Source organism: Allocoprococcus similis (assembly GCF_054660775.1).
Map to the genome: position 1 here is coordinate 18,967 of NZ_BAAHSG010000026.1, position 11,593 is coordinate 30,559.

An 11,593-nucleotide genomic window follows, 5' to 3' on the forward strand; every position below is an offset into this window, starting at 1 on the left:
ATTTATTTATCTTTTGCTTGCCATTCTTCTCTTTCTGTCAACAACGGTCAGTGTAATCACTGCGCCGCCGCTGATGAAGAAAAGTGCGATCCAGAGGAACATATTGCTATTGTCGCCGGTCTGAGGACTGTCAGTGTCAGCAGGCTTATTCAGCTCTGCAAGAGCTGCCTTTGCATCGTCAAGTGCTTTCTTTGCATCCTCGTCTACAAGGGATTTCTCGTAGTCAGAAAGTGCATTATAGGCATCGTCAGCAGCCTTGGTTGCATCCTCGTCGTTCTTGGTGATGTTCTCCGGCAGTTTGTCAATAAGATCTTCGACTGCTTCTACATTGCCGATCACTTCAAGAGCATCGTCGATATCGTCAATGGCATCTTGGATGTTCTTCTTATCTTCATCGGTGTAGGAGTCATCCTTCAGCATATCTTCAAGCTGCTTCTTGGTATCCTCAAGGTCGGTCTTATCCTCCGGTTTCACTTCATTGGGCTTTACAACAGGAATTTCCGTGTAAACCACCGTAATTGTTGTATCTCCGGTGATGTTCTTGCCGTCGCTGTCCCACTTGCCAACGTATCCGTTCTTTGCAGGAACAGCGGGAAGGTTTGCATCCTTGCTGTGTCCAACGGTTTCGGTTGTTATGATTTGGCCATCCGCTGTGTAGGTTACGGTGTATTCCACAAGTTTCCATTGTGCATATAATGTTACAACGCATCCGCCGTTTCCGTTGTCCTCTGCAAAGGTGTAAAGTTCATCCGCTTTATAGCTGTCACCGTTGCCGTCAGGCTTGGTGTTCCAACCGATGAAATCATAATACATTCTGGTAGGCACATCTTTTGAAACATTCAAAGTGGCACCACCTGTATAGGAGCTTTGCGGACCCTCTTCACCACCGTTGGCATCGTAGCTTATCGTATTGGCGGCATGCAGAATTTTGACCTTCTGCTCCTTAGATGCGGTAGCAGTATCAGAAGCTACCACGATATTGGTGCCATCCTTTAGTGTTGCAGTTATTTCCACCTTGTAGGTACCACTATCGCTCACATTACCGTCAAGTGTTAGAACGTTAGAGGTTGCCCCTTCAATAAGTACTCCATCCTTATACCATTTGTACGCATAGTCTAAAATATCGGTATTCGTATTTCCGACTGTTGCGGTTAGCACTCGCTGTGAAGCGCCGGGAATATAGTACTGATATCCGTCCGATATGCCTCCCGGTACTGCGAGAGTAATACTGATATTAGGGGCAAGTACGTTACGCTTAATGAATAAAGTATGATCTCTTGCTGTAGTTACCAAGGTCAGATTCTTAATATTTGTCTCAGTAACATTACCATATGCGTCAATAAGATACCAGTTTTTGTTACCACCGGAAAGACCTGCAATCGCAGAGGAAGGCAGATTGCCGTATTTTTCATCGAAGGTAACAGTGATAGGCTCAATCGTTTCACCGCCGTTCGCGTTGAACGAAACGGTGTACTGTTTAGGTTTGTATAACGCTGTAAGGGTCACAGGACTGAGGGGCATTGTCATTCCCTCGGTGTAGCCCTGCCATCCGGTGAGCGTATATCCTCCCCTACGGAAGGTATCATTGAAAATCTCATTGGTAGGAATCGTGATAACCTCACCGTAATTGAATTCTTTTTCGTAGGAACTGCCTTCACCGTCGGTATAGGTAACCATATACCTTTTGTAAACGGTAATCTTGTACTCGGTTACATTTCCTGCTTCGTCGATAGCAGTTACGGTATGTTCTGCGTTATCAGCGATAATTTTATACTCGTTATCGCCGTTCAGCTCAGCAATTACGTCCACACCGTCAACCTTGAGAATCTTAAGATAATCGTCCGTAGCCTTAAACACCTTATCGCCGTGGTATACGCCGCCGTTTTCAATGCCGTAAAGCACGGGAGCGGTAGCATCCAACACGATACCTTCGGAGTTGATATATTCAACATTACCGGCATTATCGGTCACTTTTACATAGATCACGTAACGGTTATCGGGATTGATTTTGAAAGTGCCGTTATAGTCGATCCAATCAGTGATTGACCTTACTTCGTCACGTTCCAGTTCTCTGTCGAAAAGATAATACTGAATGCTCTTTACGCCGCTGCCGGCATCATCGACGGTAATGGTAACATCCTGCGTTTCCTTGAAGAACAGACCAAAGGTAAGGTTATTCCAGAAGGAAGTCCAATTGTTTTCCTTAACCTTGATTTCAGCAGTAGGAGGAGTTATATCTGCTACGCCTTCCACAGTGATCTCAATATCTTCCTGTGCGTTCGTGATCACATACTGGTCATTGGCATCCAGTGCAATCGGCGTTTCGTTGACTTTCACCGCAAAGGCACCTGTCTTGGAATAGCCGTCTTTCAATGTAAAGGAAAGGGTTGTAGAACCGTTCCATACAAGCTCGGTATCTTCTGTTGCGATTGTATATCCCGTCTGGGTTTGAGGGATCGTCACACTCAGCAATCCACCCTCCTTAATAACAACCTCTTTAAAAGGAGAAGCGTTATAATAACCTGCTGCCTGATAACGTACATAGTAAGTACCGGGTGCAAAGGTCATATTCGCATCTGTTACTTTTGTATACTTATCATCGTCAGCGGTGTATTCGGTTGCATACTCCATTTCGGTAGTAAGTCCGTTAATCTTACCATCTGCTTTGCCTTTGATTGTTTCGTCAATGCTCGAAACAACAGGGGCAGCGATATTTCCTTTTACAATTCCGTATTCTACCTCAACCAAATTTCCGGATGCCGGCAGACAGTAGTTGTCATTGGAAAGCGATGTGACTTTAGCGTGCCATCTGCCCGGAACAATTCCTGCGCCCTCGGTTGTTTTAACTACAGAAGTCGTCAATGTGCAAACATCACCGTCTGCAAGACTGGTTGCTGTCGCCTGTGGCACAATAAGTTCTCCTGTGTAAGGTATAAATTCAGTTGCACCCCAGGAAATTCCAATTTCTTTTTGCTTGATTTCGTAATCTACTTGTGCACTGCCACTGTAATTTCCCCTAAAGAAAACTTTTATTGTTTTCGTGCCAGCGTTTTTACAATCAGAAGGCCAAGTCACTGTATAATCGGTGTTTTCCGTTAATGTTTTGCCACCGACTTTCACGGTAACAGTAGGTATTTGTTCTTTACCGTCATAGGTAAATGTATCTTGGTTTAAAGTAATATTGGAAGCATCCAGTTCTTTCGGATTTACTTTGACTAAAAGATTACGGTTTGTATACCAAGTAATTTCTCCGTTATCGGTACGCTTGGCGCCTACTGCCAAATAATAGTCATATACGCCTGCCGCAAGGTCATCGGGTATCTCAAGTGTATCTGTACTGCTGATTACCGTATTGCCGTCGATCCACTGATATTTATAGGTGTAACCGTCTTTTTTCTCTACGGTTGCCGTGAATTTCTGACCGGTATATTCGCCGTAGGTGAGGGTCAGATTTTCGCTAACCGCAACTGTTGGCATTTCAGCGGGAATCTTTTCCCAGATCGCATATAAAGTGACATTCTCGCTTACAATAATCTTTTCGTCTTTAAGAACATTACCGTTTTGGGAAGTTGCCCAGCCTTTGAACTGATAACCACTCGCAGCGGTGAAGGGGTTAGCAGGAAGCGTATATTCTTCGCCATCCATTATCGGAACAGAATTCTTTTCCCCCGATCCGCCGTTGGCGTTGAACGACACGGAGTACGCATTTTTAATCTGGAAATTCTTCGTCAGCGTACGGCCTTCCACGGTAATGGTTGCAGTAGCCGTGCCAACATTCAAATTATTGGAATAGGAAATATCAGTTGGCTTATCTCCTTGCCAGTTGTCTGAATAAGTAATGGTTGCAGGGGTAATGGCTGAGCCGGTATAGATGTATGCCCCATCTGCTTCCAATGTAGCCGTTGCGGTGTGATTGCTGCAGTTGTTGCAGATTTCCGTGATGGTGTTTCCCAAAGAAGAATAGGTATAGCTGTGGGGACCAACAGCTCCGTCCGCGGTCTTTGCGTTGGTATATGTTTGACCGTTGGCGGTGGCGGTGGCAGTATAGGTAACCTTACCTTTTTCTAAGCAGCTTGCAGCAGTCTGTTCAACGCTTTCGATTGTGGCATCCACCATCATCGCTGCACTGCCGTCTGTGGAAATAAACCTTGCTGTGGCAGAGGCTGTACCATTCCAGCTCCAAGTCGGCTCGTTGACAGCAATACAGGTAATTTTAACAAGAGATTTATTAATATCATAATAGTTTGTTTGAGCAACCGCTGCATAAAGACTAACTGAATTTCCTACTTGTGTAGGAAGTTGGTTTAAACTTATTTCATTTCCTCTAGGCGATACACATAATGTTGTCGCACCATAAGTGGTTGCACCTGTTCTTTTATAATCTAAAACTATTGTTGATGATGCGGAATTACCATTCTTTACTATTGACACACTGGTCACAAGATTAGTAAAGTTAGAAAATTCCGCCTTATACAAATAATTGTTGTTTTGGTAATACGCCACTGCGCCATTGGAATACGGTATATAATCACCAGAGATTAACGCTATCTCTTTTGCCTCGCTCGGTGTTGCAGCAAACGCCGTCATCGGCAGTAACCCCGTCACCATCACAAATGCCAGCACAAGGCTGAGTATGCGATTCGTAAATTGTGTTTTCGTTTTCATATCGTTTCCTCCATACCGAGATTATAGAGATCGGCTTTCGCCGTATATTTCAATTATGATGTCATTGTGCGATTTGTTTTCGTTTCAGCAAATCGTAGAGGGCTTTTTCTGTGGTTTCATCCACGTACTCCCGGAACTTCGTTAAGGTATCAAGGCCAAGCTTTTGATAATTCATCGAAAGCACCTTCTTGATCTTTTCGTCCCGAATCTCTTTGGGAACGTTATAGATCGAAAGGATCGTTCTGAGTGCTCCCGCTACTCGAACGTCTAACGGTGCAGAGTCGGAAGTAGTGAAAAACACAGCATACTCAATGCCTGAAACTAAGGTTTCCGCTTCCGAGAAATATTCATCTGACCAGTCGGGACAGTATTCCTGAAATACCTCTTTGGCGCGATCTGTATCGTTCTTACGAATATGCTCCATACACATTTTGCTTTGATAGTTGGATATAAAGAAATCCTTTGCCACCTCGTCCTGCTCACAAGCAGAAGCGATGGTCAGCAGTTCCAGACAGATCGCCATGATGGAACTGTATCCGTCCTTGGCTTCGTCCTCCATCATCTTCCACTGATACTTGCAAAGCATTTCCACCAGCTCTGCCAGCATATGCTCCTTCGTCGGAAAATGAAAGGTCATATTACCGGGACTCATATTTAATTTCTTGCACATAGAGTTTACTGTCGTTTTGGTATAACCGTCATTCAAAAAACAGTTAGCCGCAACCCGAACAATCTCACTGCGAGTAAGTTCTTTTCTATCTACTCGTATCACGCTTATATTACCTCCTGTCGTCTTTTGCACGCCAAAAGTTCATTATTCTAAAAATCATCATCACTATTATAGTGCATATACTACGAAATTGCAATGGTTTTTTGATAATTGTACGAGTTGTTCCGAAAGAAGTTACAATTCAAAAGGTATTCCCCGTTGGGAGCGCAGTAAATTCTGCATTCCCAATGGGGCTTTTTTCGTTATATCAAGTCTTTTATGGCTTCTTTTAATTTTGCAAGCGCCTTTTCACATTTTTTGTGTGCGGTGTTGGCGGAACTGTATTCGTGGTCGGTGGCAATATCGGTATACATCATCGGTTTGATGGGTTTCTTCTTGGGATCTCCGTACTCGTCGAGATCATCGTAATCCATATAGAAGGTGCTATGACAATCAAAGCAGAAGCCGAGCCGTTGGGCAAGCATCATTCGCTCGGTGTATTCGAGCTTGTCATAGGCATCCCACAGATGGGCGTAAAGCTCACCCTTCATATACAGCGTGTAAGTGTCGGAGGTGGTATCGGGGTGCGCTTCTTCTGTGCTTTCCGCTTCGTCATCCTCTGCATACTGCTGATAGAGGTCTGCACGATTTTCGTTGAGCAAGCCGCCGAGCAGAATTTCTTTCGTGTCATCGGCGGTTTCGCCTAATTCTGAGGCAACTGCTTCAATCGCAGTATCGGCATAACTACGGTCATATTTATCCCACACCGCCATTGCCTTGCGGAGTTTTGCATATTCCGCAAGACTCTGTACCGTAAAGCCTGTCCGCATAGAACGGATATAGTCAAGGATTTCACGCTCTGCATAATGCTTTTTGAAGGAGACAAAGGATGCGCCGCCGTCGGGCGTGTATTTGCTTAGTGCTTTCAGCAGTCCCGCAATATACGCTTGCTTCAGATCGGCAAAATGCTCCTGCATAAAGAACTGCCGCATATAGCTTTGCACATTCTTATTTAGCGTTTTTTCATAATAATGAAAAAACCAAGAAAGGTAACGCTCATCGTTTTCTTTGAGATGAGTTATGATATATTCCTGCAAATCCCACTTCGGCGGTGCCGGAACAATGCGATACATATTCAAATCCATTTCATCAATATGCGTTTCTTTCACGGCACTCACCTCCAATCTGTGTTATTTGCCGTTTAATCGTCTGTCAGCTTCGGCATAGAGCCTTTCACGGCTCATATCCGTTTCATACTGCCCGTTGGCATAGTCGGGATCGTTCTTGGCAAGCTGCATATATTCCTTTGCCAGAGCAAGGGCGGCAGATGCCAAAGCATCGTCGATTTTAACTCTCTGTCGCTCCACACGAATAGCAGAGCAACGGTTTTTATAAATGCGGATAACGGGGTTCCCGTCTGCAAGTTCCTTGCGGTTAATTCTTGCAGCGTATTTTCGGCAAGTGATGGCTTTGCCTTTTAGTTTGAACGGGGCGTATCCCGTGCAATATTTTTGCCTTGCCGCAGAGGTCATAAGGAAATACTTTTTGCAAATGCCGCACTGTCTTGGGTAATGCCCGTGATGTAAGCCTTCAAAAAAGTCGGTAATCACAAAGCTGTAATAACTGTCAAAATATAACCTACGGGCAAGGGTTTCCGTTTTGCTTCGGGTGGATTTCCGTATAGGTACATATTCCGTTGTTACGGGGAACGGCACAGAGCTGAATATTTCTAATGCTATCGGGAGCAGATGTTCCTCGTCAAAACGGTCAGCTTCATCCACACGGCTTGCAAAGGTTTTAAGTTGCTTAAAGGCTTTCATCAGATCATCCCTAAGACCATCGTAAAATGCAAGTGTTTTCTTCACATCGTTAAGTAAAGCGGCGGCTTCCTTAAAAAAGTCCTCGTCAAACTCTTTTGGGAGGATGTTATACATTGCTTGTCCCACATCCATAGCCATTACTTTTGAACGGCGCTGAAAATACTCAACGATTTTATTGCCGTTTTCTTCGGTAAAAAGCCCTGCTATTCTGTTACGCTCAGCATCTACATCGAGCATATCAAAAGGCTTTAACCAAGGGAGAGCATTAAAAATATTCAGTATGTCCGCACCGGCTCTTAAAAAACTCGGCACATACAAATATCCTCTTTCCAAAGAACGCTCTAAAAGCCAATTATCACTTGTGAACACGATGATCCGTGCGGCGGTATCGTCTATATAATATTGTGTCAGCAGGTGCGCCGCAAAAGTTCCCGCAGGATAGCTTTTGCCTCCGATATGCACTCTGCCGTCACGGTAATCGGCGCTGAAAAAGCTGATTTTATCCATTTTCCGCTTTACCTCCATACTAATTCTATCAAAACAACTGTCCCATAAAACTCCCTTTAACTTATCGGGACGAAAAAAGATTTTCAAAAAATTTTTCCGAGTATTTTTGTTTTCGCAAAGTATACTTTTTATTATTATATCATAAAAACGCCGTAATTACAAGGTGTTCACGGTGTTACGCTTTTTGTTTTCTATGCGTTATCTCGCTTTTCCAAGAACTCGTTTTTGCGTGTATTAAAATAAGTGAGGGAGCGAAAACCTCACAAATACTCAAGGCATTGCCGTCGGGAAACCGGCGTTTTTTTTATTGCCCGAAAACGAAAGGAGGAAAAGTCTATGATGAAGATCACACCCAAGCAAGTGGAGCGTGTTCACCGCCTTGTCAGGGAGCTTTGCGCCAACTGTGACGAGGACGGCAACTGCATCCTGTTTGACGATGGCGAAGCACACCGTTGTGTGCAGTTTATCTCTATCTACGGCATCTACTGCAACTATTTCAAAGAAGCGGTACTGCCCAGCGACAGAGAACTGTATGAGCAAATCAAGAAAATCAACAAATCAAAGTAAGAAAAGGAGAAATGTAAAATGAAGAAATTTAATGAAATGTATGTTATCGGTATCGACCACGGTTACGGGAATATGAAAACGGCGAACTGCTGCTTTAAGACCGGACTTTTGCCTTACGATGCCGAGCCGCTGTTTACGGGAGATATGCTCGTTTATGACGGCAAATATTATCTGATCGGAGAAGGACACAAGGAGTTCCTTCCCGACAAAATCCGTGACGAGGATTATTATGTTTTAACCCTCGTTGCTATCGCAAAAGAGCTTCAGCGTGAAAAACTCACCGAAGCAAAGGTCATTATCGCCGCAGGATTGCCCCTGACTTGGACAAGCGGACAGAAAAAGGATTTTGCCGCTTATCTCAGTAAAAACAAGGAAGTCAGCTTCACCTATCAAAAAGTGGATTATCATATCACGGTTGAGGGAGTGCGCATCTATCCGCAGGGGTACGCCGCTATTGCGGACTTTGCTACCACGATGAACGGTGTCAATATGGTTGCGGATATTGGCAACGGCACAATAAACGTGCTGTATATGATAAACGGCAGACCGCAGGCGGGAAAAATGTATACCGAAAAGTTCGGAACTTATCAGTGTACCCTTGCGGTGCGGGAGATGTTTATGCAGAAAACCCAGCGTGAAATCAACGATGCCTTTATCGAAGAAGTTCTTATTACGGGTGCGGCAAATATCACTCCCGCCGATCAGAAAATAATCCGAGCCATTGCAACGGAATATGTAAAAAATATTTTTCGCAGACTTCGTGAACACGGGTATGACGAGGGTACGATGATGCTTTATATCACCGGAGGCGGCGGTTGTCTTGTAAAGAACTTTTATAAGTTCAACGCTGACCGTGTAAAATTCGTGGATGATATTTCTGCCGCCGCAAAGGGTTATGAGTATATGGCGGAAATTCAGCTTAAATCAGGTGCGGCGGTATGAGTGATTACCGTATCAACGTAAGATTTCACGATAACGTACCCGCCGAAAAGAAAGCCGCCGAATATCTGCAAACCTTAAACAAATCCCGTAACAAGTTTATTGTGAATGCCGTCATTGCCTATATGAATAAGGAAATCACCGATAACGAAGCTCTGCTTGAAAATATACGGCAGATTTTTCGGGAGGAAGTACAGACGGTTGCAGTTGTGTCAGCGCCGCCAGCCGCAGTTACGGTTACGATGGAACTGACCGAAGAACAGAAAGTGGAGAACGCAAAAAATGTCCTTGCTGATTTAGAAATGTTCGGCTGAGCCAAGATAGCCGATTTTGGCTCAAAAGAGTATTTTTCTGCATTTACTGTGTCAAAGTGGCTCAATTCACCAAATCAAGAAAACGGTATAACTGTGAGCTTTGCTCCCTCACGGTGCAAGTCACGGAGAATGGAAGATATACGCTAAAAGCGTGTGTCTTACACCGTAACAAGCAGGACATTTGTGTGCCAAATGTCTCTTGCCGCCATAAAGGTTATGGCGGACTCTTTAGGGGATAACCCCCAATACCCCATTATGAAAGGATGATGTTATGAAAAGACAAGATATACGGATCGTCGCCCGTGTTACCCAAAAGGAAAAAGACCGCATCAGCAACCTTGCCAAACGGTGCGGACTTTCCACAACCGAATATCTCCGCCAAAGAGCATTGGGATATGAGCCGAAGTCGGTTCCGCCCGATGCTCTTTTTTATTTCTGCGAAAGGTTGGATGCCCTTATCGAGCAACCCTTCTCTGCGGAGGTGAATACGGCGGCGCTGACCTTACTCAGAGATATATCGGCGGAGCTTATTACACCGAGAAAGGAGAATATGCGCAAATGGCAACCACAGGTTTTTGGCCCGTCAAAGGACGGTTAAAGGAAGTTATCGACTACGCCAACAATCCCGACAAGACCACCGCAAAGGAATATCTTGATGAGGATCTGTATGCCGCCATCCGCTATGTGGAGAACGATGATAAAACCGACCAAACGATGTTTGTGTCGGGTATCAACTGCTCCAAGCATAACGCCTATAACGAAATGATCGCCATCAAGCGCCGTTTCGGTGAGCGTGGCAAAAATATCGCTTATCACGGGTATCAGAGCTTTGCCGCAGGCGAGGTCACACCCGACGAAGCACACGCCATCGGAATGGAAACTGCACGGCAGATGTGGGGCGAACGGTATCAGGTGGTGGTAACCACCCACCTGAATACCGATAACATCCACAACCATTTTGTTATCAATAGTGTTTCCTTTGTGGACGGCAAAAAGTTCCGTAACGGTATCGGGGATCGGCTGGAGCTTCGCAAAATATCCGATGCCATCTGTGCCGCAAGAAACAAATCCGTTATTCAAAGCCATAAATTTTACAGCAATAAAAAGGAATATTGGATACGCAACTCCGGCAAGCTCACTCATCGGGATATGCTGCGGCGGGACGTGGACGAAGCACTTTCCAAATGCTGTACCTTTAAGGATATGGAATATTACCTTAAATGCCTTGGCTACCGCTTTGAACGTGACTTCCGATACGAGCACCCATCTGTAATTGCTGACGAATGGAAACGTGCAGTGCGCATTACAAGTCTTGGTGAGAAATATTCGTGGGAGGCAATGCGTGAAAAACTTGTTGCCAACCAACGCCTGCCCGAACTGTATGTGCTGATAACACCCAAATGGAAACGGGCGCCGCTGCTTAACTTTGAATACCAACTGCGGCAAGCGCAACGAAAGGACACTGTGCAACTGCTATTTGAGGTCATTATAGAACTTATAAAAATATGCACGGGTAACAATGTTCAAGAAACTGATAACCGCCCACTCTCTCCGATGATGCGGGCAGAGGTACAGAAATTAGATAAATATATCGAGGAATACAAGCTCCTTTGCGACAACCACATTGAGTCGCCAAAGGAGCTTTTGTCATTTCAAGAGAACTTATCTGCCCGTATCTCCGAATTGGAGCAGGAACGGTATGCTCTGCGGTTAAAACTGCGCCGTGTAAAAACACCCGAAGAAGATGCCGCATTAAAGGCGAAGGCAAAGGAACTGACTAAGCAAATTACGCCTTTGCGAAAAGAATTGAAAGTCGCCCTGCGCATTGAGGAACACATTCCGAGAATTAAGGAACTCCTTGATGCCGAGCGCAATATCGAACTGAAACACAACGGTTTAGTAAAAAAGAAAGAACGAGGTTATGAACGATGAAAAATACTAAGAAAAATATCCCTATTGAGAAATTACACCCCTTTGAGAACCACCCCTACAAAGTGCAGGACAATGAGGAAATGGATGCCCTTGCCGAAAGCATTAAGGCGCACGGCGTTGTATCTCCTGTTATGAAGTGA

At 44.7% G+C, this 11,593-nt stretch carries 10 protein-coding genes; 6 read left to right on the forward strand and 4 right to left on the reverse strand.

Annotated features, from left to right (window positions below; translation table 11 throughout):
- Positions 1–6 precede the first annotated feature (6 nt).
- From ACYQ5K_RS11305 to ACYQ5K_RS11320, 4 genes are all read right to left on the reverse strand, one after another.
- Positions 7–4,119, reverse strand: coding sequence for an InlB B-repeat-containing protein (locus ACYQ5K_RS11305; RefSeq protein WP_459777606.1), 4,113 nt, complete (start codon positions 4,117–4,119; stop codon positions 7–9).
- A gap of 607 nt (positions 4,120–4,726) precedes the next feature.
- On the reverse strand, positions 4,727–5,437 hold the full coding sequence (locus tag ACYQ5K_RS11310; RefSeq protein ID WP_459777607.1) for a TetR/AcrR family transcriptional regulator: 711 nt from the start codon (positions 5,435–5,437) through the stop codon (positions 4,727–4,729).
- Between the two features lie 200 nt (positions 5,438–5,637).
- Positions 5,638–6,543, reverse strand: a complete 906-nt coding sequence (locus ACYQ5K_RS11315) for a sigma-70 family RNA polymerase sigma factor (RefSeq protein WP_459777608.1) — start codon at positions 6,541–6,543, stop codon at positions 5,638–5,640.
- Positions 6,544–6,564: 21 nt separating this feature from the next.
- Positions 6,565–7,701 (reverse strand): DUF6076 domain-containing protein, encoded by a 1,137-nt coding sequence (locus tag ACYQ5K_RS11320; RefSeq protein WP_459777609.1) that lies wholly within the window; start codon positions 7,699–7,701, stop codon positions 6,565–6,567.
- 336 nt (positions 7,702–8,037) lie between these two features.
- Between ACYQ5K_RS11320 and ACYQ5K_RS11325 the strand changes: the two genes are divergently transcribed.
- The 6 genes from ACYQ5K_RS11325 (at position 8,038) to ACYQ5K_RS11350 (ending at position 11,593) form a co-directional block, all read left to right on the forward strand.
- Positions 8,038–8,268 (forward strand): cysteine-rich VLP domain-containing protein, encoded by a 231-nt coding sequence (locus ACYQ5K_RS11325; RefSeq protein WP_459777610.1) that lies wholly within the window; start codon positions 8,038–8,040, stop codon positions 8,266–8,268.
- 18 nt (positions 8,269–8,286) lie between these two features.
- Positions 8,287–9,210: a ParM/StbA family protein gene (locus tag ACYQ5K_RS11330; protein WP_459777611.1), complete on the forward strand. Its 924-nt coding sequence runs from the start codon at positions 8,287–8,289 to the stop codon at positions 9,208–9,210.
- Positions 9,207–9,521 carry a hypothetical protein gene (locus ACYQ5K_RS11335; RefSeq protein ID WP_459777612.1) on the forward strand — a complete coding sequence of 105 codons (315 nt, stop codon included), beginning with the start codon at positions 9,207–9,209 and terminating at the stop codon, positions 9,519–9,521. Before ACYQ5K_RS11330 ends, ACYQ5K_RS11335 begins: the two co-directional genes overlap by 4 nt.
- Positions 9,522–9,792: 271 nt before the next feature.
- Complete coding sequence (locus tag ACYQ5K_RS11340; protein WP_459777613.1) at positions 9,793–10,119, forward strand: plasmid mobilization protein; 327 nt, start codon at positions 9,793–9,795, stop codon at positions 10,117–10,119.
- Complete coding sequence (locus ACYQ5K_RS11345; protein ID WP_459777614.1) at positions 10,080–11,453, forward strand: relaxase/mobilization nuclease domain-containing protein; 1,374 nt, start codon at positions 10,080–10,082, stop codon at positions 11,451–11,453. The genes ACYQ5K_RS11340 and ACYQ5K_RS11345 overlap by 40 nt, the downstream gene beginning before the upstream one ends.
- Positions 11,450–11,593, forward strand: a complete 144-nt coding sequence (locus tag ACYQ5K_RS11350) for a ParB N-terminal domain-containing protein (RefSeq protein ID WP_459777615.1) — start codon at positions 11,450–11,452, stop codon at positions 11,591–11,593. The genes ACYQ5K_RS11345 and ACYQ5K_RS11350 overlap by 4 nt, the downstream gene beginning before the upstream one ends.

Excerpts from the sequence above, each read along its gene's own strand:
- ACYQ5K_RS11320 (WP_459777609.1), bottom strand. The coding sequence starts at position 7,701 with ATGGATAAAATCAGCTTTTTCAGCGCCGATTACCGTGACGGCAGAGTG.
- ACYQ5K_RS11340 (WP_459777613.1), top strand. The coding sequence starts at position 9,793 with ATGAAAAGACAAGATATACGGATCGTCGCCCGTGTTACCCAAAAGGAA.
- ACYQ5K_RS11330 (WP_459777611.1), top strand. The coding sequence starts at position 8,287 with ATGAAGAAATTTAATGAAATGTATGTTATCGGTATCGACCACGGTTAC.
- ACYQ5K_RS11335 (WP_459777612.1), top strand. The coding sequence starts at position 9,207 with ATGAGTGATTACCGTATCAACGTAAGATTTCACGATAACGTACCCGCC.
- ACYQ5K_RS11345 (WP_459777614.1), top strand. The coding sequence starts at position 10,080 with ATGGCAACCACAGGTTTTTGGCCCGTCAAAGGACGGTTAAAGGAAGTT.
- ACYQ5K_RS11350 (WP_459777615.1), top strand. The coding sequence starts at position 11,450 with ATGAAAAATACTAAGAAAAATATCCCTATTGAGAAATTACACCCCTTT.
- ACYQ5K_RS11305 (WP_459777606.1), bottom strand. The coding sequence starts at position 4,119 with ATGATGGTGGATGCCACAATCGAAAGCGTTGAACAGACTGCTGCAAGC.
- ACYQ5K_RS11325 (WP_459777610.1), top strand. The coding sequence starts at position 8,038 with ATGATGAAGATCACACCCAAGCAAGTGGAGCGTGTTCACCGCCTTGTC.